This is a genomic window from Neorhizobium turbinariae (assembly GCF_023223505.1).
In the GTDB taxonomy this organism is placed as follows: domain Bacteria; phylum Pseudomonadota; class Alphaproteobacteria; order Rhizobiales; family Rhizobiaceae; genus Neorhizobium; species Neorhizobium turbinariae.
Genome location: NZ_JALPRY010000008.1, coordinates 182,432 through 202,504, shown reverse-complemented (window position 1 = coordinate 202,504; position 20,073 = coordinate 182,432). Strand labels below are relative to the sequence as shown.

19 protein-coding genes are annotated in these 20,073 nt (G+C 61.7%); 14 read left to right on the top strand and 5 right to left on the bottom strand.

Going from position 1 to position 20,073, the window contains the following annotated elements; translation table 11 throughout:
- The first annotated feature begins 1 nt into the window (after position 1).
- The 14 genes from M0654_RS07525 (at position 2) to M0654_RS07460 (ending at position 14,037) form a co-directional block, all read left to right on the top strand.
- Positions 2-961, top strand: a complete 960-nt coding sequence (locus tag M0654_RS07525) for a polysaccharide deacetylase family protein (RefSeq protein ID WP_248682533.1) — start codon at positions 2-4, stop codon at positions 959-961.
- A complete protein-coding gene (locus tag M0654_RS07520; RefSeq protein WP_248682532.1) occupies positions 961-1,884 on the top strand; it encodes a polysaccharide deacetylase family protein in 924 nt (307 codons plus the stop codon). Before M0654_RS07525 ends, M0654_RS07520 begins: the two co-directional genes overlap by 1 nt.
- Before the next feature lie 73 nt (positions 1,885-1,957).
- Complete coding sequence (leuC, locus tag M0654_RS07515) at positions 1,958-3,364, top strand: 3-isopropylmalate dehydratase large subunit (protein ID WP_248682531.1); 1,407 nt, start codon at positions 1,958-1,960, stop codon at positions 3,362-3,364.
- Positions 3,365-3,373: 9 nt separating this feature from the next.
- Positions 3,374-3,988: a 3-isopropylmalate dehydratase small subunit gene (gene leuD / locus M0654_RS07510; RefSeq protein WP_118851727.1), complete on the top strand. Its 615-nt coding sequence runs from the start codon at positions 3,374-3,376 to the stop codon at positions 3,986-3,988.
- Positions 3,989-4,045: 57 nt separating this feature from the next.
- Positions 4,046-5,263, top strand: coding sequence for an ABC transporter substrate-binding protein (locus M0654_RS07505; protein WP_118851726.1), 1,218 nt, complete (start codon positions 4,046-4,048; stop codon positions 5,261-5,263).
- A 68-nt stretch (positions 5,264-5,331) separates the two neighbouring features.
- Positions 5,332-6,198, top strand: a complete 867-nt coding sequence (locus M0654_RS07500) for a branched-chain amino acid ABC transporter permease (protein WP_248682530.1) — start codon at positions 5,332-5,334, stop codon at positions 6,196-6,198.
- A complete protein-coding gene (locus M0654_RS07495; RefSeq protein WP_118851724.1) occupies positions 6,198-7,175 on the top strand; it encodes a branched-chain amino acid ABC transporter permease in 978 nt (325 codons plus the stop codon). The genes M0654_RS07500 and M0654_RS07495 overlap by 1 nt, the downstream gene beginning before the upstream one ends.
- Complete coding sequence (locus M0654_RS07490; protein ID WP_248682529.1) at positions 7,168-7,908, top strand: ABC transporter ATP-binding protein; 741 nt, start codon at positions 7,168-7,170, stop codon at positions 7,906-7,908. The genes M0654_RS07495 and M0654_RS07490 overlap by 8 nt, the downstream gene beginning before the upstream one ends.
- Positions 7,901-8,602, top strand: a complete 702-nt coding sequence (locus M0654_RS07485) for an ABC transporter ATP-binding protein (protein WP_248682528.1) — start codon at positions 7,901-7,903, stop codon at positions 8,600-8,602. Before M0654_RS07490 ends, M0654_RS07485 begins: the two co-directional genes overlap by 8 nt.
- A gap of 62 nt (positions 8,603-8,664) precedes the next feature.
- On the top strand, positions 8,665-9,558 hold the full coding sequence (locus M0654_RS07480; protein ID WP_248682527.1) for an isocitrate lyase/PEP mutase family protein: 894 nt from the start codon (positions 8,665-8,667) through the stop codon (positions 9,556-9,558).
- Positions 9,559-9,616: 58 nt separating this feature from the next.
- Positions 9,617-11,017, top strand: a complete 1,401-nt coding sequence (locus tag M0654_RS07475) for an FAD-dependent oxidoreductase (protein ID WP_248682526.1) — start codon at positions 9,617-9,619, stop codon at positions 11,015-11,017.
- Positions 11,018-11,079: 62 nt separating this feature from the next.
- A complete protein-coding gene (locus tag M0654_RS07470; protein ID WP_248682525.1) occupies positions 11,080-11,853 on the top strand; it encodes an aspartate/glutamate racemase family protein in 774 nt (257 codons plus the stop codon).
- Positions 11,850-12,626, top strand: coding sequence for an aspartate/glutamate racemase family protein (locus tag M0654_RS07465; protein WP_248682524.1), 777 nt, complete (start codon positions 11,850-11,852; stop codon positions 12,624-12,626). The genes M0654_RS07470 and M0654_RS07465 overlap by 4 nt, the downstream gene beginning before the upstream one ends.
- Positions 12,627-12,630: 4 nt before the next feature.
- Positions 12,631-14,037, top strand: coding sequence for an MmgE/PrpD family protein (locus M0654_RS07460; RefSeq protein ID WP_248682523.1), 1,407 nt, complete (start codon positions 12,631-12,633; stop codon positions 14,035-14,037).
- Between the two features lie 3 nt (positions 14,038-14,040).
- Here M0654_RS07460 and M0654_RS07455 read toward each other — a convergent pair whose 3' ends face one another.
- The 5 genes from M0654_RS07455 to M0654_RS07435 all read right to left on the bottom strand — a co-directional run bounded on the left by M0654_RS07455 (position 14,041) and on the right by M0654_RS07435 (position 20,045).
- Positions 14,041-14,808: a GntR family transcriptional regulator gene (locus M0654_RS07455; protein ID WP_118852804.1), complete on the bottom strand. Its 768-nt coding sequence runs from the start codon at positions 14,806-14,808 to the stop codon at positions 14,041-14,043.
- A 118-nt stretch (positions 14,809-14,926) separates the two neighbouring features.
- Positions 14,927-15,859: a 3-hydroxyacyl-CoA dehydrogenase NAD-binding domain-containing protein gene (locus M0654_RS07450; protein ID WP_248682522.1), complete on the bottom strand. Its 933-nt coding sequence runs from the start codon at positions 15,857-15,859 to the stop codon at positions 14,927-14,929.
- Between the two features lie 176 nt (positions 15,860-16,035).
- Positions 16,036-17,175 (bottom strand): ABC transporter substrate-binding protein, encoded by a 1,140-nt coding sequence (locus M0654_RS07445; RefSeq protein WP_248682521.1) that lies wholly within the window; start codon positions 17,173-17,175, stop codon positions 16,036-16,038.
- Between the two features lie 33 nt (positions 17,176-17,208).
- Positions 17,209-18,309 (bottom strand): ABC transporter ATP-binding protein, encoded by a 1,101-nt coding sequence (locus M0654_RS07440; RefSeq protein WP_248682520.1) that lies wholly within the window; start codon positions 18,307-18,309, stop codon positions 17,209-17,211.
- Positions 18,309-20,045 (bottom strand): ABC transporter permease, encoded by a 1,737-nt coding sequence (locus M0654_RS07435; protein ID WP_248682662.1) that lies wholly within the window; start codon positions 20,043-20,045, stop codon positions 18,309-18,311. Before M0654_RS07435 ends, M0654_RS07440 begins: the two co-directional genes overlap by 1 nt.
- Between the last annotated feature and the right edge of the window lie 28 nt (positions 20,046-20,073).

The window sequence follows — 20,073 nt, the reverse complement described above, 5'->3', positions numbered from 1 at the left end:
GATGGCTGCCGAAGCGAACCCAATGCGTTCGGATCTGGGGCTCTACGACTACCTGCCCTGGCCGAACCGCCCCAAGATCGTCTGGCCCGGCAACAAGAGGATCGCCGTCTGGATCGCGCCGAACATCGAATTCTACGAATACGATCCCCCGAACAACCCGACGCGCACGCCCTGGGCGCGTCCGAACCCGGACGTGCTGCAGTATTCCCACCGCGACTACGGCAACCGTGCCGGCTGGCAACGCATGATGGCCGCCATGGACCGCGCCGGCTTCCGCGGTTCCGTATCGCTCAACGTTGCACTTTGTGACCACCACCCGGAAATCATCAAGGCATGCGCTGATCGGGGCTGGGAGTTCTTCTCGCACGGCATCTACAATACGCGTTACGTCTATAACCTCGACATCGAGCAGGAACGCGCCATCATCCGCGATGCGTTCGAGACGGTGCGCAAGCATACCGGCCAGGAACTGGCGGGCTGGCTTTCACCCGCATTGTCCAACAATTTCTGGACCATGGATATCCTGGCGGAAGCCGGCATCCAGTACACCTGCGACATGTTCCATGACGACCAGCCGATGCCGGTCAAGGTGAAGTCCGGCAAGCTCATCTCGATGCCGTATTCGCTCGAGATGAACGACGTCATCGTCTACAATACGCAGAAGGTGACGCCCCGCCACTACGGCGAGATCATCAAGCGGCAGTTCGACCAGCTCTACAAGGAAGGCGACGAAAGCGGCACGGTGATGTGCATCCCGCTCCACCCGTACCTCGTGGGGCAGCCGCACCGCATCGATGCCTTTGCCGAGGCGATCGAGTACATCGCGAGCCATGACGGGGTCTGGCAAACGACCGGACGTGAGATTGCCGAAGCCTATCATGCCAGCGGCGCCTACGACACCATGAACGCTGCCATGGCAGCGCACAATGCCGCCAATGCCAGCGAGAAGGGGATCCGCTGATGTCGATGCCCGATAACTACCTTGAATATCCCGCACGCCGTTACGGCATGGATCACGACCGGTACGAGTGGTCGGACCTGTTCAAGCGCAAGCCGATCGCATGGCCGAACGGCGCACGGATCGCGCTGTCGATCGTGACGCATGTCCAGCACTTCCCGCTCGACATGCCATCCAAGCCCTTCAAGGCCCCTGGCGCCTTGTCGATGCCCTATCCAGACTTCCGCTATTACACCAATCGCGACTACGGCAATCGCGTCGGCATCTTCCGTGTTCTTCGGCTTCTTGCCGAAAAGCAGTTGAAGACGAGCTTCGCGATCAACGGCATCATCGCTGACCGTTATCCGGCGCTGGTGAAGGCGGTCGTTGAGGGCGGGCATGAGATCGTCGCGCATGGTCTCGACATGGGCAAGGTGCACCATTCCGGTCTCTCCGAAGACGAGGAAAACCACATCATCGCCGAGGCGCTGCGCCTGCTGCGCGAAACGAGCGGCCAAAAGGTGGAAGGGTGGCTTTCTCCGGGCCGCGCCCAGGGCTTCAACACACCAGATCTCTTGGCGAAGAATGGCGTCACCTACAGCCTGGACTGGGCAAACGATGACCTGCCGTACGAGATGCGTACGAAGGCAGGCCCGATCGTGGCGATGCCGATGGCCTACGAGACGGATGATCGCGTCGTCGCCGATGAGTACTTCCAGTCGGAAGCGGATTGGGTCCAGCAGGTCAAAGACCGTTTCGACGTGCTTTATCGTGAGAGCGCCGAATACGGCGGCCGCATCATGAGCCTGCCGCTGCACAGCTGGGTCTCGGGCATGCCCTATCGCGTCGAATATCTGCGCGAGGCGCTCGATTACATCCTCTCGCACGGAGGCGTCTGGAACGCGCCGGCAGGCGAAATCTGCGCGGCATTTCGCTCTGCGGGCTGAGGCTCGTCACGCTGGCGTCCTTTTGGGGCGCTGGCCGCCGAAAGGCGCAAGGAAGCAACAGGAAGTCATCGCCATGGCGCAAGCAACTGCACCGCGCACAATGTTGGGCAAGATCTGGGACGAGCACGAGATCTTGCGCCATCCCTCCGGTCCCTCGCTCCTTTATATCGACCGGGACATGATCCACGAGGGCAGTTTTCATGCGTTTGCCGATCTGAAGCGCCGTGGCCTGAAGCCGCGTCGCCCGAAGCAGATCTTCGGCGTTGCCGACCACTACGTTCCGACGATCGGCCGCAAATCGAGCGATGCGGCCACGCCGGCGATCGCCCGGATGATTGATACGTTCGACGAGAATATGGAATGGGGTGGCGTGCGCCATTTCAGCATCTCCAGCCGCGAGCAGGGCATCGTGCATGTCATGGCGCCGGAGCAGGGGATCACGCTGCCGGGCCTTATGATCGTCTGTTCCGACAGCCATACCTCCACGCAAGGCGCGCTCGGCGCTATCGCATTCGGTATCGGGCAGTCGGAAAATGCCCACGTGCTTGCTACCCAGACTATATGGCAGTCGCGGCCGAAGACGATGCGCGTCACGATTGACGGCGTGCTTGGCCAAGGCGTCACTGCCAAGGACGTGATGCTGGCGCTGATCGCCAAGATCGGCGCGGCTGGCGCTGGCGGCCATGCGATCGAGTTCACTGGCCAGGTCGTGCGCGACATGTCGATCGAAGGGCGGCTGACGCTGTGCAACATGTCGATCGAAGCCGCTGCGCGGTTCGGCATGGTGGCGCCGGACGAGACTACCTTTGCCTATGTTCGAGGTCGCAAATTCGCGCCGTCGGAACAGGAATGGGATCGTGCGGTTGCGCATTGGCGCGAACTTGTCACCGATGATGAAGCGGTATTCGACAGGGAAGTCACGCTAAACGGTTCAGAGATTGCCCCCATGGTGACCTGGGGGACCAGCCCAGAGGATGCTGTAGCGATTACCGGGCGCGTGCCGGATCCTTCCGCCTTCGAAAGCTCGGAGAAGCGCAAGGCCGTTGCCAAGTCGCTTGAATACATGGAGCTGACGCCAGGGGTCGCCCTCGATGGCCTGAAGCTCCACAAAGTCTTCATCGGCTCTTGCACCAACAGCCGCATTGAAGATCTTCGCGCCGCAGCCTCAGTTCTGAAAGGCCGCAAGGCCGTGATCCCCGCGATCGTCGTGCCTGGCTCCACCCAAGTGAAGGCACAGGCCGAGGCCGAGGGCATCGCTCAAGCCTTCCAGGAGGCAGGATTCGAGTGGCGTGAATCGGGCTGCTCCATGTGTGCCGCCATTAACGGCGACGTCGTGGGGCCTGGCGAACGTTGTGCATCCACCTCGAACCGCAACTTTGTCGGCCGGCAGGGACCCGGTGCGCGTACGCATCTCGTTAGCCCCGCCATGGCAGCCGCGGCCGCCATCAGCGGCTGTCTCACCGATGTCAGACGGATCTGAGGGCCGATGATGAGAGCTTTCACGCGAGAAACGTCAAAAGTCGTCGCTATCCCCGGCGTCAACTGCGACACCGACCAGATCATCCCGGGCCGCTTCCTCAAGGCCGACCGGGCGCAGGGCTACGGCCAGTTCCTGTTCCATGACATCCGTCGCAACGAGCAGGGCGAGCTTGACCCGTCCTTCCCGCTGAACCAGCCGGGTGCCGAAAACGCCACCATCCTGCTGGTCGAAGACAATTTCGGCTGCGGTTCGTCGCGCGAGGGTGCTGTCTATGCCTTGGTCGATCATGGCGTCCGCGCCGTCATTGGTCCAAGCTTCGGCGACATTTTCTATAACAACGCGCTGAAAAACGGTGTCGTGCCGGTCCGGCTGCCCGTCGAGGACTGCGAGGCGCTGGCTGACCATCTCGCCCGTTTCCCCGATGCAGAAGTCACCGTTGACCTGACGGCGTCGAAGGTGACGCTGCCGGGCAATCTCGGCACCCACCCGATCGTCATCGACGCATTTGCGAGGGAGTGCATCCTGCAGGGGCTCGACGAGATCGAGATGACTTTCACGTACATGGAGCAGATCAAGGCCTTCGAAACGGACCGGATCGCTTCTCATTCCTGGCTGGACCGATGACGGGCGGATCAGCGGGTATCACTTCGCCGTCGTAAATAAGAACTGGGAGCAACTGAGATGACATTCAAAATTGATCGCCGCGACCTGTTGAAGGCCTCCGGCGCCATCGCCGCCACTCTGGCAGCCCCATCCATCCTTCGCGCACAGGCAGCGACCGTTAAGGTCGGTGTCATTGAGCCGCTGACTGGCAACCTGGCCTATAACGGCACGCAGAGCGCGGCCGGCGCCAAGTTTGCCGCCGACGCCATCAATGCCGCGGGCGGCATCAAGAGCATGGGCGGCGCCAAGATCGAATTGGTCGTGGTCGACGCCCAGAGCCGCCCGGAAGCCGCTGCTTCCGCCGTCGATACGCTGGTCCAGGCTGGCGCCTGCGCCTTCACGGGCGCCACTGCCTCCGCACTTGGTCTTGCCTCCTCGCAGGCCGCCGCCAAGCACAACCTTGCTCAGGTGTTCTCGATCGGTACCGCTGAAACAATCGTTCAGCGCGGCTTGCCGAACGTCTTCCGCTTCACGCCGGGCGTCAACAAGTGCACCAGCGTCGCTCTCACCAACCTCAAGCTTCTCAACGAGGGATCCGGCAACTCGGTCAAGACCGCTGCCATCGTCCACGAAGATGGTCCGTTCGGCTCCAACATGGCAAAGATCATGAAGGAAGAGCTGCCGAAGCAGGGCATCGAGGTCGTTGAAACCATCTCGCACCCGACGCCCCAGCGCGACTTCTCCAACATTGCGCTGCGCGTGAAGGCTTCCAAGGCCGACATCCTGATCCCGTCGAACTACCTCAACGAATACACGCTGATGGCGCGCGCGCTCAATCAGCAGCGCGTTGAGCTGAAGGCGATCTACTCCATCCTCGGCGGTGCAGCTTCGAACATCAAGTTCGTCCGTGAAAACCAGGAAGTGGCGCAATACGTCATGGACTGCAATCACTGGTACGATCCGACCAAGGAAGAGTCGAAGGCACTTGCCGCCAAGGTGGCCGACGCCAAGCTCGACCTCACCTACGATATCATGGTGTCCTACGCGACGATTCAGGTCATCGCCGATGCACTGGAACGTGCAGCCTCCGACGACCGCCAGAAGATGATCGAAGCGCTTGCTGCCTCGACCTTCGACGGCTCCATCATGCCTTACGGTCCGACCAAGTTCGTCAACGGCGACAACGTCAACTCGCAGCCGGTCAACACCCAGATCCGCGGCGACAAGATCGAGCTCGTGTTCCCGAAGGAATATGCGAGCGCTGAAGCCGTCTTCCCGATCCCGGCGAAGAACTGATCCTTCTGCGCCTCCCGGCAGGCTCTGCCTGCCGGGAGCTTTTCTGCAAGACCACGAAGGCGAGCCTGATGTCGAGTCTGATCTTACCTGCCGTGCTGAGCGGCCTCATGATGGGGGCGGTCTATGCGCTTGTGGCGCTTGGCCTCACCCTCATCTACGGCGTACTGCACATCATCAATTTCGCGCATGGCAGCCTTCTGATGCTGGCGCTCTATGCAGTGTACTTCCTGCACTACCATCTCGGCGTCGACCCCTATCTCGCGATCCCGATTGTGCTGCCGGTGTTCTTCGCGCTCGGCTATGCCCTGCAGCGTGGGTTGATCGCGCCGATGAGCAGCGGGTCGGAGCAGAACGTGCTTCTCATCACGCTCGCCGTATCGATGATTGTCGATAACCTGGCACTTTATTTCTGGACATCGAACACCCGCACGGCCGACATCGCCTACGCCTATGATACGGTCGAGATTCTTGGCGCCTACCTGCCGCTCGGACGCGTCATTGCTTTTGTCGCAGCACTTGCGGTCGCCCCGCTCCTCTGGGCGTTCATGGCCTATACCCGCACCGGCTCCGCCATCCGGGCAGTTGCGATTGAAAAGCGCGGCGCAGAACTCGTCGGTATCGACGTCAACCATACCTACGCGATCTGCTTCGGCATCGGCACTGCCTGCGTGGCGCTCGCCGCCTGCCTGCTGCTGCCGACCTTCTACGTCACCCCGCAGGTCGGTTACACCTTCGTGCTGGTTGCCTTCACCACGGTCGTGCTTGGCGGCATGGGTAGCCTTGTCGGAGCGTTGATTGCGGGCCTGCTCCTCGGCGTTATCGAATCCCTCTGCGGCCTGTTCCTGGGCGAAAGCCTTGGTCAGATCGGTATCTTCCTCGCCTTCATCCTGATCCTTCTCTTCAAACCGTCCGGGCTTCTGGGGAGGGCGCGCTAATGAGACTTAATTCTGTGGGCCAAATCGCCCTCGTGGCTGCCGCCATCGCCTACCTGCTCGGCGTATACTTCGCCTCCTCGCCGGTCTGGATGGGCTTCACGATCAACGCGCTCATTGTGGCCGTGATCGCGCTCTCGTGGAACATTACCGGTGGCTTCGGCGGCCTTTCCTCTTTCGGTCATGCCGCCATGTACGGCACCGGCGCCTATGCGTCGGCAATCCTCCAGGTCAAGTTCGGCCTCAACGCATGGATCGGCTTTGGCGCGGGCATTCTCGCCGGGGCTGCCATGGGCGCCTTCATCGGTGCACTTGCATTCCGTTATGGTCTGCGCGGTTCGTATTTCGCTCTAGTGACGCTCGCCTTTGCCGAGGTTCTTCGCATCTGCGCCTCGTCCTTCGAGTTCACCGGCGGGGGCAGCGGCTTGCAGCTCACGCTCGCGCCAGGCATCGGCAACCTGCAGATCAATGACCGCACCGTCGTTTATACGGCCTTGTTGATCGTTGTTGCTGCCGTGATGGCGCTGACCGCGCTGATCAAGTTCTCCAGGTTCGGCGCCTACCTGATCGCCGTGCGCGAAAACGAAGACGCCGCGCGTGCGCTCGGCATCGATACCTACAAGATCAAGGTCCAGGCGATGGCGATCTCCGGCGCATTCGGCGGTCTTGCCGGTGTCCTTTATCTGCAGCTCTGGCTCTTCATCGACAGCACCGTTGTTTACGGCAGCGCAGTCTCGGTCGAGGCGCTGATCGGGCCGATCATCGGCGGCGCCGGCACCGTCTGGGGTCCGTTGCTCGGCACGCTTGGCTTGCATCTCCTCGGCGAAGGCGCAAAGCACCTTCTCCCGAACGCGCCGGGCCTGAACTTCGTGCTCTACGCGATCGTGTTGATCTGCGCGCTTCGCTTCCTGCCGCAGGGCTTGGTCGGACTGGCCGGCCGCGTCGGCCCCTTCAAGAAGAAGGAGAACGACAATGCTTGAGGTCCGTAATCTCTCCAAGAGCTTCGGGGGTCTGAAGGCAGTCACGGATGCCAATCTTGATGTTCCCGAAGGGTCGATCGTCGGGCTCCTGGGTCCGAACGGCGCCGGCAAGACGACCTGCTTCACGATGATCGCCGGCTTTACGAAGGCTGACGTCGGAACGGTCCGCTTCCGCGGCCAGGACATTACCGGCCTGCCGCCGCACCGGATCTGCGAACTGGGCATGATCCGCACGTTTCAGATCGTGCAACCGTTTGCCGGCCTTACAGTCCAAGAGAACATCGCCGTAGGCGCGTATCTCCACCATCACGACCGCCGCGATGCGATGTCGGTCGCCCGTGAAGTCGGAAAGCGGCTCGGGATGGGCGCGATGCTTGATCGGCCGGCCTCGTCGCTGACGATCGCTGGTCGCAAGCGCCTCGAACTCGCGCGTGCTCTCGCCACCGGCGCCAAGCTTCTGCTGCTGGACGAGGTCATGGCCGGTCTAATCCCGTCGGAGATTACGGAGATCGTCGGTATCATCCGCCAGATCCGTGACGAGGGCCATACTTTCCTGATGATCGAACATGTCATGCAGGCGGTGATGAGCCTTGCCGAAACGGCTTACGTCCTGAATCAGGGCAAGATGATCGCGCATGGACCGCCACGCGAACTCGTCAAGGATCCCTCCGTCGTGGAGGCCTATCTTGGGCACGGCGCGGCCGCCCGTCTTCAGGAGGGAAGCCATGCTTGAGATTTCCGGTATTCGCGCGGGCTATGGCTCGATGGCGGTGTTGCAGGGCATCGACATGCGCGTCGAGGCAGGCGAGATCGTCGCGCTCCTCGGCTCGAACGGTGTCGGCAAGACGACGCTCAACAACGTCATCTCCGGCTTCATTCGCCCGAGCGGTGGATCGATCTCTTTCAAGGGTGTCACAATCACGGGCAAGAAGCCCCGCGACATCGTCGCGCTCGGCATCGCTCATGTGCCGGAAGGGCGCAAGATCTTCCCAAACCTGTCGGTCGCGGAAAACCTGAAGCTCGGCGCCTTCCGCCGTGCCAGCAGCAATGCCAAGCAGAATTTCGAGCGCATCTGCGCCATCTTTCCACGCCTGAAGGAACGGCTTGGTCAGCTTGCCGGTACCTTGTCCGGCGGTGAGCAGCAGATGCTCGCAATCGGCCGCGGGATGATGTCGGAGCCGGAACTCCTCATCCTTGATGAGCCCTCGCTTGGTCTCTCGCCGATCATGGTCGAGGAAATGTTCGGGCTCATCACCAAGATCAACGCTGATGGCGTTGCGGTGCTCCTCGTCGAGCAGAATGTCATGCAGTCACTGGGCGTTGCAAAGCGCGCCTACGTGATCGAGCAGGGTCGTTTCGTTATGCAGGGAGACGCAGCAGGTCTGCTCGCCGATCCCCAGCTACGCCAAGCCTATCTAGGCATGTAACGGATCCGCCCGCGCCTGGATGTGGTGTGGGCGGACCATTTTACGGAGAAACGGAGAAGACAATGTCTCTTACTCGGACACAACGTCTGCGGCAGGCGCTCGCAGGCGAACGAGCCGTCATGGCTCCAGGCGTCGTCGATGCCATGTATGCACGCCTCGTTGCCGAGGCAGGTTTCGAGGCCATGTACATGACCGGCGCCGGCACCTCGGCCACGCGTCTCGGTTATCCGGACGTTGGTCTTCTGACCATGACGGAAATGGTCGACAACGCCACCCGCATCGCCGATGCTTCCGATGTGCCGCTGATTGCTGATGCCGACAACGGCTTCGGCGGGCCGCTCAACGTCCGCCGCGCCATCCAGCTCTATGAGCGTGGCGGTGTCGCTGCAGTTCACCTGGAAGACCAGGTGCTGCCGAAGCGGTGCGGTCACCTGGCCGGCAAGCAACTCATCTCGGCAGAAGACATGGTTGCCAAGGTCAAGGCCGCGGTCGACGCCCGCGTTGACGAGAATTTCGTTGTCATCGCCCGTACCGATGCGCTGGCGTTACATGGCCGCAATGCTGCCTTCGACCGCGCCGAGATGTACCGCGAAGCGGGTGCTGACGTCGTCTTCATCGAAAGTCCCGGCCCCAATGACCTCCCGCATATCGCGCGGCGCTTCCCAGGCATCCCGCTGCTCTACAACATGGCCACGTCGGGCAAGACGCCGTTCCTGAAGCGATCGGAAATCGAAGCGCTCGGCTTCAAGCTCATCATCTATCCGAACTGGCTGCTGCTCTCGGCCTGCGAAGCGGCGCGACGCACGCTGGAGGTGCTGAAGAACGAAGAGACGATCGCGTCGATCGCGCCAAACGTGATGAGCTTCAAGGAGTTCTTCGACATGGCGCGGATGCCCGAGATCCAGGAGCTCGAAGCCCGTTACGGGACGCCTGAGGAAAATCGTACCAGCTATTGAGCGAGGTTCAGGGCGCCGGGAGCGGCGCCCGCCACTGTCAGAGGAGAGGGTCAGGGATATGGCAGTCTTGAGCGCCAGCGGCGTGGAGTTTGATTTCGAGGTACCGGTTGTCGTGATCGGGGCAGGGGCGTGCGGGCTTGTTGCCGCGCTTGCCGCGCATGACGAAGGACAAGAGGTGCTCGTACTGGAGCGCGATGAGAACCCGACCGGCTCAACCTCCTTGTCAGCCGGACTGATCCCGGCGCCGTGCACACGCCTGCAGAAACAAGCGGGCATCGATGATAGCGCGGAACTCTTCGCGGCAGACCTGGTGGCGAAGACCCATGATCATACGCCGCACGACCAGGCTCTGGTGCTGGCGCGCAATGCCGGCCCGATGATCGACTGGTTGATGGACGCCCACAACATCGAGTTCGAGCTCGTTACCGGCTTCCTCTACCCCGGCCATTCCCGCCTTCGCATGCACGGCCCAAAGAGCCGCACTGGTGCGGATCTCGAGCAGGCGTTGCTTGCCGCCGTGTCCAATGCCGGCATCGACCTCGTGACTGGCGCCTCGGCCGAAGACCTTTATGTCGATGGCTCCGGCCGCGTGACTGGTGTTCGGTTCCGCCGTCCTGACGGGGCACTGGAGACGCTCGGTTGCCAGTCTCTGGTGTTGGCCTGCAGTGGTTTTGCCGGCGACGCCGAAATGGTGCGCCAGTACATTCCCGAAATTGCAGATGCGGAGTGCTGCGGCCACCTGTCCAACACCGGCGATGCCGTAAAATGGGGTCTCGAACTCGGTGCCGCGGTCGCGGACATGAGTGCCTACCAGGGCCATGGATCGGTTGCGCATCCTCATTCGCTGCCATTGACCTGGGCGGTCATCACCAAGGGTGGCGTCCTTCTGAACACCGACGGCCGGCGGTTTTCCAACGAGATGCGCGGGTATTCCGAGCATGGCTCGGAGGTCGCGGCACAGCCGGGCCACGTGGCGTGGGACATTTTCGATGCTGCGGGCGAAGAAGCGGCCATGGGCTTTTACGACTACCGCGAGATCCGCAAGCTCGGCGCGGTCAAGACAGCCAACACTCTGGAGGAGCTTGCAGCCGTCACTGGCCTGCCTTTCGATGCGGTCAAGGCTGAGTTTGACGCGATTGAGGCAGCTGCACGCAGTGGCCAGCCGGACCGCCTCGGCCGTCAGTTCTCTGAGGAACAATTGCTCAAGCCACCCTTCTACGCGGTGAAGGTGAACGGCGCGCTGTTCCATACGCAGGGCGGCCTTGTCGTTGATGCCGAAGCGCGTGTGCTGCGCGATGACGGAACGCCGCTGCCAAACCTGATGGCCGGTGGTGGCGCTGCCCGCGGTGTCTCGGGTGACTCCAACTATGGATACCTTTCGGGCAACGGCCTCTTGGCTGCCACGACATTCGGCCGACTGGCCGGGATCAGTGCCGCGCGGATAGCCGCCCAAGGCTGACCACATCGCGCACCGCCCTTGCTCAGAATCGCGGTGCGCACCCAGACCGACAGGAGGAACTAATGAAGAAGGTCATGGTCATCGTACCGTTTCCGATGGGCAAGGCGGATCTCTCCCGCCGCGAAGCGCAGATGAAGGCGGTCGATCTCGGCCCGGGTATCGAATTCCATTACCGCCCTGTGCGGGTTGGGCCGAAGAACTATTCCAGCCAGCACGACATGGTGCTCGCAGATTTCTCGATTGTCGACGCAGGCCTTGATGCGGAGAAGGAGGGTTTCGATGCCGTCTGCATCGATACGATGTCCGACAGCGGCATGGCGATGCTGCGCTCCGTGTTGACCATCCCCGTCATCGCGCCTGGTCGCCATTCGATGCTGGTCGCACAGATGCTCGGCGACAAGTTCTCGATCCTGATGATGTGGGATCGATGGAAGATGCTCTACACCAAGACGCTAGGCGAATTGGGAATGGAGCACAAATGCGCCTCGATGCGCTCGATCGGTGTCACGCCGGACAACAAGAGCCTGCTCTCCGGCAAGGAAGACCAGGTTTTCCCGTTGCTTCTGGAGGCGGCGCAGAAATGCGTGAAAGAGGATGGCGCGCAGGTCCTGATCCTCGGATCAACCACGATGCATGAAGCCCATTCGTGGCTTTCAGAACGTATCGGCGTGCCAGTCATCAACCCCGGTCCGCTGACCTACAAGCTGGCATCGATTGCTCTCGACCTGAAGCTCACCCACAGCAAGGCGACCTGGCCGACACCGCTGGTGCCGAAGCATGACATGATCCGCGCGATTGGCGTCGCCGGCGCTGCATATCTGGAGGGCAACCAATGACCCGTATCCTTGTCATCGTTCCTTTCGCCCTGGATGCCGAAGGCGTCCGAAACCGCGAGGCGCAGTCTCGCTATGTGCCGTTGCCAGCCGATTGGGATCTGACCTACCGTCCGGTGACCTGCGGCCCGACCTCGTTCATGTCGCCGCACGACTGGGGGTTGATGGATCTGGCGATCTTCGAAGCGGGCTGCAACGCTGAAGCCGAAGGTTTCGATGCCGTCTGCATCGATACCATGTCGGACAGCGGCATGGTCATGCTGCGCTCGGTTCTGTCCATCCCGGTCATCGGCGCCGGCAAGGCGTCCATGCTCTACGCGCTGACGCTCGGCGGCAAGTTCTCGGTCCTGGCACAGTGGGAGCCGGCCCTGCCGCGCTACCGGAAGGCAATTCGTGAATACGGGTTTGACCGGCAATGCGCATCGGTGCGCAGTTTTGACCAGCCGCCGGACTTCTCGAACCTGCTCGGCGGCAAGGAAGACAAGGTGTTCCCACGCATGCGCGACGTCGCCATGCGTTGCATCGAGGAAGATGGGGCGGAAGTGATCTGCCTTGGCTCGACCACGATGCACCAGGCGGGTGAATATCTGGCGGCGAACCTGCCGGTTCCTGTCGTCAATCCAGGCCCGCTTACCTACAAGCTGGTGGAAACCTTCCTGGCGCTCGGCCTTCGCCACGGCCGTGACGTTTATCCGGCGCCGGTCGAGCCGCGGCTCGACATGCTGCATGCGATGATGAAGGCTGGGGCTGCAGCCGAGAACGCAGCCAAAGGCTGAGAGCATGCACGACGCCGCCCGCCGCCTTGCGATTGCCGCCGCACGACACTGCTTCGGGCAGGTTCCGCGCGATGTCCGATCCGCGTATCGCGATTTCGTGCTGGATACCGTGGCCGTCATGGTGGCGGGTGCGGCACATCCATCCGTCGCACGGGCCCGCGCAACACTGGTGGCGGCTGGCGGTGCCGGCAACGCTTCAACTGCCGGTTTCCCTGATGGTTCTCCCGCGGCTGTTGCAGGCTTGGCCAACGGTATGGCAATGACCGTGCTTCAACTGCAGGACGGGCACCGGCGTGCCCGCGGTCACCCAATGAGCCATGTCCTCCCGGCCGCGCTCGCAATTGCCGAGGAGACGCAAGCGCCAGCGTCTTCCTTTCTGGATGCGGTTATGGCGGGCTATGAGGTTTCGGCAAGGATTGGCGCGTCGCTCGGCGGCATGCAACCGCTTCTCCATGACACCGGGACGTTCGGCTGTATCGGCGCCGCTGTAGCCGCCGCCCACCTCTTAGGTCGGGCTCTGGATGAACCGGAACGAGCCGAACTGATCGAATCTGCGATCGGCAATGCCGCAGCCGTCGCACTCTTTCCATTCCGCGACACCTGCATGGAAGGCGCTAGCGGCCACCACCTGTTCGTCGGCCTGGGCGTGCAGAATGGCATCAATGTTGCGCGGGCGAGCCTTGCTGGGCTGACGCCGTCGGAGAGAACACTGGAGCGCTTTTTCGGACCTCGCGCCGGTGAGGCTTTCGATCCAGCCGGGCTGACAGAAGGTATCGGCGAGGACGGTGGCTGGTCCAGGTATGAAATCAGCTCGGCCTACCTGAAATGGCATCCGGTTTGCGCCCATCTTGGGCCAATGCTCGACTGCATCGAGATCCTGCGGGAACGGCTTGGCGCGTTCGATCCCTCACGGATCCAGGAGGTGCGGGTGCAGGTCTATGGAACCGCGCTCCAGTATGACTCCCCCAATCCGGCAAGCGACCTTGCCGCCCGCTTCAGCTTCAGGCACGCCGCAGCACTTGCTCTCTCTTTCGGCGCCTTGCCGCATGACGGCTTATCGCTCAATCGGCTGCACCACCCGCTGGTCGCCGATCTTGCGGCAAAAGTCGTGCTTGAGGCTGATCCTGAGTTCGATGCGCTCTATCCGGCGAACCGACCAGCGCGCGTAACGCTGGTTCTTTCAGACAGGGAGCAAGAGACGGCTGAAGTCTTGGTGCCAAAGGGCGATGGTGTGCGGGCACTGACGCGTGAGGATGTCGATGCCAAGGCGAGCCGGTTGATGGGCTCAGTGTGGAGCTCCGAACACGCCGCGGCCATTCGCACGTTGATCGACAGCATTGAAGACATGCCCATGCCGACGCTGCCGGGCGATCTCGGTCGCGCATTGCGTCATCCGTTCGAAAATCGGTAGAGACTAGTTTCCGAGCGCAAAATCCTTGCCGTCCTCGCGCTTCAACGAGACGCGGTATTCGTAGCGGTCGGCGCAATAGAAGATTTCGGCGGCGTAGAACGGCTTCAGTTCAGCGTTGAAGAACAGCCGGTTCACCAGCATCAGCGGCGCTCCAACGGGAATGTCGAGATGTTTGGCCGCATAGTCGTCCGCAAGTGTCGCGGTCAGGGTCTGCTCGACCTGTTCGACCACAGCACCGGCCTGCTGGACAAGGTCGATCATGTTTGTCGTCGCAAGGTCGTTACGCTTCAGCGTGCCGCCGATTTCGGGAAGCAGATAGGCAATGGACAGGGAATAAGGCCGGCGGTCGAGCGAGCGCACGCGTACGGCCCGGACCAGTTCTGCGGTCGGCGGAAGGCCCATCTGCGCACAGATGCGCGGCGGTGCTTCTCCCACATCGAGGCTCACGACCTTCAAGCGGGTACTTTCGCCCACCGCATTGAGGTAACGGAACAGCCCGTTGACGTTCGATACCACCGCCCGGTTGAGCTCGTTTTCGTTCGAGCGGTCCGTGATGAAGGTCCCGCGGCCACGCGCGCGCGTCACCAGCCCCTCCATCGTCAACATCTCCATCGCCCTGCGAATGGTGATGCGGCTGACGGAGAAGCTTTCCGCCAACTCGGCTTCGCTGGGGACGGGAGTATCGCTGCGATAGTAGCCTTTGATGATCCGCTCGCGCATTACCGCATAGATGCGATGGTAGAGCGGCGTCGGCGAATGATGTTCGATCATTGACACAGAAACCTAAGAGGAGGACCTTCCTTAGCACATTGCAAAGGCAGATAAATCCGCAACTTTAAGGAGGCATTGGCCACTTGGAAAAACGCGTCGCGCGGGTGTGCCGGGAGGCTCAAAGTCGCCTGTCCTCCAGGGCCTTCTGCACGGCTATGAGCGCGGCATCGCGACCTGCCTCGAGTTCCCCGATCTGGCGATCGCGCGCCTCGGACGCAATCCCCTGGACCAGCTTTTCGCGCGTCGCCGCATCAAGAGAAGGGTTGCCGAGATCCTTCCACCGCCGCTCCTGGCTGGGACCAAGATGCTCAAGGTAGTGGCCGATCCCGCCGGCACCGCCGCCGAGGTGATAGGCCATGTGTGCGCCGACCACCGACCAGCGCAGACCGGGCCCGTAAACGAGCGCCGCATCGATGTCTTCCACGTCTGCGATGTCTTCCGCCACCATATGCACGGCTTCGCGCCACAGCGCAGAAGAAAGACGGTTGGCGATATGCCCGACGGCTTCGCGCTTCAGCCTCACCGGATGGCGGCCAACCGTGCGGTAGAATTCCGCCGCAGCGTCCACCCGTGCCCGGTCAGGGCCGTAAAGTTCCACCAGCGGCATCAGGTGCGGCGGATTAAAAGGGTGGGCGGTGATGAGCCGCGAAGGCTCTGCCATCTCGGCGCTCAGTTCCGACCACACAAGTGACGACGTGCTGGAAGCGATGGTGATGTCCGCTGGCGCCGCGGCTTCAATGGCGGAATAAAGCTCTCGTTTGAGCGGAACCTTTTCCGGCGCGTTTTCCTGCACCCAAGCCGCGCCTACTACGGTTTCCTCAAGCGTTTCGGTCAGCGTCAGCGTGCCACATTCTGCGAGGTGCTGGGAGAGTTCTCTGATCGACGCGACGGCAGCGTCGACCTTCTCCCTGATTGCGTCACGCGCTGCTGGAGCCGGTTCGTACAGCGCGACATCATAGCCGTATGTGGTGAACAAGGCGGCCCAACTGGCGCCGATCAGGCCTCCGCCAACAACGGCGATCGTTTTCCCATCCACTTGCGGATTTCCCACCGTCACCTCCCCACGAACGAATTCATCCAGAGCATGCACGCTCTGGAGGCATCCGTCAAACCAAAGAGTATAAACGTATAACTTTATACCAATGGCATTGATTGAGGAATAGTCGCGCGGTTGTCTCAGATCCTTTAGATGGGAATGCCCCGCGCTGTCGCGCGGGGCACATGGTCTTAGCGCGAGTTCGTCAGCCAGAAATCCTGCCAGTCCTGGAGATTGGCGAAGTCGTCCTGAGTGGTTTCTGAGTGGTTGACGTAGAGACGGTCAATCACCGCTGCAACGCCGGAGGCTTCACCTTCCGGCATCTTCGCCTCGGTGTTGGTGGAGATCTTGCCGTCAGTGAGCTGAGGTGCCATGCCTTCCTCCGTCATCATGAAGCGAGCGAAGAGCTTGGCAGTGTTCGGGCTCTTCGTGCCGGAAGCGATGACGGCTACACGCGGCGTCAGCTGGCCAATCCAGGGCTTCATCTCCTTGCAGATGCCCATGCCGTAGCCGTCCTTCTTGGCGTCGCGGAAGATCGCTGCGCTGAGGAAGCCGATCGGCGGCTTTTCTTCCTTGGCACCAACAATCGGGCCGACATCGGTGTCGCTCTTGGTAACCTTCGGCTTGTTCTGGGCAAGCCGCTTGACCCACTCGGCCGCCGCGCTTGCCTCTTCGGTCTTCAACTCTTCGCCGAACTGCGCCTCGTAGGCTTCGCGCAGTTCCGTTTCGCCATGAGCTGCAAGCTGGTTGAACCAGAACATGGTTTCGTTGCGCAGAAGCGGGTCAGGGATCGCAACTCGGCCCTTCCATTCTTCCGTCGTCAGCGCCCAGAGATTGTCGACCGGGCAGGTCTCACCATGCACGTCGGTGTTATAGGCGAAGACCCACGGGTTGTTGCTGGTGATGGCCGGGTTCTGGTACTCAGCGGGAATCTTGTCCTTGAGGTCCGGCGCCAGCCAGGAGATACCGAAACCCTGCGGCAGGATCTGGCTCGTCACGGACGGCAGGTTGCTCATGTTGAAGACGTCGGTGCGCACGTTGTTGGCAGCCGCTTCTCGCGCGATGATCTGTTCCTGATCCTGGCCGTTCATCTTAACGCCGGTCGCCTTCAGGCCGTACTTCTTGGAGAAGTTCTCAGCCATCGAGACGATCTTGCCGGTCGCGTCGACAACGGTAATCGGCTCCTCCTTCTTGGCTGCCTCGATCAGTGCCTCCAGCGAATACTCGCTGTCTGGGATTCCGATCTCCTTGGCATCCTGCGCCGAGGCGCTCATGAGACCAATCGTGAGCGCTGAAACGCCCGCCAGCATGTAGATCGATAGTTTCGGCATGTTTTCCTCCATTGCCTCTTGTTTCGCATGCCCTCAAAGGGCAATGCGCTGCTTCTCCCGGTCGAAAAGGTGCAGATGTTGCCGTTCGACCCAGAAATGGGTGGTATCCCCCGCCGAAAGTCGCGGGTTTTCGGTCGCGATTGCGAAGAAGCGGGTGCCCTGGACGTCGATTTCAACGATCCAGCTTCCGCCGGTCGGAACAACATCCACGACGGAACCGCAACCCGCTGCGCATCTCGCAGCCTCGTCCTGGGAAAGTCGGCCAAGTCGCGTGGCTTCCGGCCGGATGCCCGCAGATGCTACCGGTGCTGCATTAATACCGAAGTGCGCTAGAACCTGATCGAGCCAGCTAACCAGTGGCCCTGTTTCGCCTGCACTCCGCTCTATGATGTTTATCGGCAGGCTGCCGACAAACTCGGCCACGAAGCGGTTCGCGGGCCGCTCATAAATGTCGTCCGGCGTGCCCACCTGCTGCAACTCACCTTCGCTCATCACCGCGATCGTGGTGGCAAGCGTCATGGCCTCCCACTGGTCGTGGGTGACGAAGACGATGGTGGAGCCTGCTTCGGCGTGGATGCGCTTCAGCTCGGCCCGCATCTCGAGACGCAGCTTGGCGTCGAGGTTCGAAAGCGGCTCGTCGAGCAGGATGACGGATGGCTTCAGCGCCAGCATACGCGCCAGTGCCACGCGCTGCTGCTGTCCACCAGACAGCTGCGCCGGATAGCGATCGGCATATTTGGCAATTCCAAGCTTTGTCATGACCTGGTTAACGATGGCATCGCGCTCAGCGGCAGGCGTCTTGCGCAAGGTGAGGCCGAAGGCGACGTTGTCGCGGATCGTCATGTGCGGCCAGAGCGCATAGTTCTGGAACACGAGGCCCATGTTGCGTTTTTCCGGCACGGTGAAAATGCCGTCCGCTACCGAGACAATCGGCTTGCCGTCGACCAGGATACGGCCATCCGTTGGGTGTTCGAGGCCGGCGATCATGCGCAAGGTCGTGGTCTTGCCGCAACCGGAGGGGCCAAGCAGGCAGAGGAATTCCGATGCGCCGATCTCCATGCTGAGATTGGCGATCGCGGCCGGGCCGCTGCGGCCATAGCTCTTGCGGATGTTTTCCAAGGTGATGCTGGACATTATTTGCTTCCCATGCCGTCTGAGAGGTTTGCCTTGCCGATTTTCTGGACGAGCATCGTGCCGGTGAAGGCAACGACGCAGAGCATCACGACCACGGCGTTCGCGGCCTGGCTGTAGCCATAGTCGACAAGGCGGATTGCGTAGGTTGTCAGGAGGTCGGTGCCGGGTACCGCCAGAACGACGACCAAGCTCAGGCCCTTGATGCCGGAGATGAAGGGCAGAAGGATCGCCGAAACGAGAGCATTGCGCTGGATCGGCAGGACGATGGAACGCATGCGGCGGAACCAGCCGGCCCCCACGATCTGACCTGCTTCTTCCGGTTCACGGCCGAGCTGCATCATCGAGGATATGCCGGCGCGGGACGCAAACGGCATCTGGTCTGCGAGGATCGCGAGCACGAGGATGATCGGCGTGCCGTAGAGCGCCGGCAGGGGAGGGCGAGCGACCGCGAACATCGAGAGGTAGGCCGCCGCAAACGCGATGCCGGGAACGAGATAGGGAAGGAAGGTGATCTGGCGAAGCGCGACCGAAACGAATGCGACAGGCGAACGCACGACCGCATAACCGACGAGGAGGCCGAGTACACCGGCGCCAATCGCGGCAAGCCCCACCATCCAGACCGTGTTCCACAGTGCAAGCCAGAACTCGCCGGTCAGCAGAATGCCCTGACGCAATGCCGTGGTGCCGAGGTCGGTGCCGATCCAGTAGTCCAGCGTGAAATTGTCGAGGCTGAATGAGCCCGGGACACGCATCACCGTCGTCAGTGTCAGCGCCAGGAGCGGGATACCCGCGCTGATGATGAAGACGAGAAGCGCCCACGCGAATGCCGGTGCCTGCCATTTGCCGAGCGGCGTCTGGCGAACCATCGCGCCTTTCGAGCCGATGGTGACGAAACGCTTGGCTTCCTTCAGCAGGCGCATGTCGATGATGATGGAGATCGTCCCGAGCAGGACGATGACGCCGGCAAGAACCGCCGAAGCGCCTGCCTGGCTGGTCGAGATCGCGCGAAAGAGCGAGGTTGCCAATACGTCAAAACCGACCGGCACGCCAAGCACGTAGGCGACGCCGAAATCGCCGAGGCACTTCGCGAAAATGAGCGTTGCGGCCGAGACGAGCGACGGCATCATCAAGGGGAGGATGATCCGGCGGGCAACGGTTGCCGGGCTCGCGCCGAGGCTTCGTGCGGAGTCTTCAAGCTGTGTGTCGAACTGCTTCAGCGCGTTGCCGAAAAGCAGGATCACGAAGGGCGCGTAGTGCAGCGCCAGGATCAACGAGATCGGTAGCGCTCCGTACGCCAACCAGTCCGGAGGAGTGAAGCCAAAGGTCTCCATCCATCCGGGCTGGCCGCCCGTCGTGCGGTTCTTGAACAGGGTGAGCCAGGCGAGCGCAAACGTCCAGGATGGTAACATGTAGGGCAAAAGCAGCGCAGTCGAGAACCACTTCTTGCCGATGAGATCGGTGCGGCTGAGCAGCCAGCCGATCGGGGCGCCGACGAGGAAGGAAATAACGATCGCGGCAACCGAGATAATCGCGGTGTGGGCCAACGGCCACCAGAACAGATCGCGTGAAATGGGCGAGATAAGCACGCGGTTCAGGTAATAAAACGTCAAGGCACCAAGATCCTGCTTGGTGCGGGCGATATCGGCGAAATGAACGGTCACGGCATCGATGAGCAGCAGCACCACGGGTGCCAAGATCAGATAACCGAACACGACCAGCAGCAACAACGCGAGCATCAGCGTCGGGTCGGCGCTGTTGACGCGC

Coding starts and splice junctions, on each gene's coding strand:
- M0654_RS07440 (WP_248682520.1), bottom strand. CDS start 18,309: ATGTCCAGCATCACCTTGGAAAACATCCGCAAGAGCTATGGCCGCAGC.
- M0654_RS07465 (WP_248682524.1), top strand. CDS start 11,850: ATGACCCGTATCCTTGTCATCGTTCCTTTCGCCCTGGATGCCGAAGGC.
- M0654_RS07445 (WP_248682521.1), bottom strand. CDS start 17,175: ATGCCGAAACTATCGATCTACATGCTGGCGGGCGTTTCAGCGCTCACG.
- M0654_RS07485 (WP_248682528.1), top strand. CDS start 7,901: ATGCTTGAGATTTCCGGTATTCGCGCGGGCTATGGCTCGATGGCGGTG.
- M0654_RS07495 (WP_118851724.1), top strand. CDS start 6,198: ATGAGACTTAATTCTGTGGGCCAAATCGCCCTCGTGGCTGCCGCCATC.
- M0654_RS07480 (WP_248682527.1), top strand. CDS start 8,665: ATGTCTCTTACTCGGACACAACGTCTGCGGCAGGCGCTCGCAGGCGAA.
- M0654_RS07435 (WP_248682662.1), bottom strand. CDS start 20,045: ATGCTCGCGTTGTTGCTGCTGGTCGTGTTCGGTTATCTGATCTTGGCA.
- M0654_RS07470 (WP_248682525.1), top strand. CDS start 11,080: ATGAAGAAGGTCATGGTCATCGTACCGTTTCCGATGGGCAAGGCGGAT.
- leuD (WP_118851727.1), top strand. CDS start 3,374: ATGAGAGCTTTCACGCGAGAAACGTCAAAAGTCGTCGCTATCCCCGGC.
- M0654_RS07490 (WP_248682529.1), top strand. CDS start 7,168: ATGCTTGAGGTCCGTAATCTCTCCAAGAGCTTCGGGGGTCTGAAGGCA.
- M0654_RS07525 (WP_248682533.1), top strand. CDS start 2: ATGGCTGCCGAAGCGAACCCAATGCGTTCGGATCTGGGGCTCTACGAC.
- M0654_RS07455 (WP_118852804.1), bottom strand. CDS start 14,808: ATGATCGAACATCATTCGCCGACGCCGCTCTACCATCGCATCTATGCG.
- M0654_RS07505 (WP_118851726.1), top strand. CDS start 4,046: ATGACATTCAAAATTGATCGCCGCGACCTGTTGAAGGCCTCCGGCGCC.
- M0654_RS07475 (WP_248682526.1), top strand. CDS start 9,617: ATGGCAGTCTTGAGCGCCAGCGGCGTGGAGTTTGATTTCGAGGTACCG.
- M0654_RS07520 (WP_248682532.1), top strand. CDS start 961: ATGTCGATGCCCGATAACTACCTTGAATATCCCGCACGCCGTTACGGC.
- M0654_RS07500 (WP_248682530.1), top strand. CDS start 5,332: ATGTCGAGTCTGATCTTACCTGCCGTGCTGAGCGGCCTCATGATGGGG.
- M0654_RS07460 (WP_248682523.1), top strand. CDS start 12,631: ATGCACGACGCCGCCCGCCGCCTTGCGATTGCCGCCGCACGACACTGC.
- leuC (WP_248682531.1), top strand. CDS start 1,958: ATGGCGCAAGCAACTGCACCGCGCACAATGTTGGGCAAGATCTGGGAC.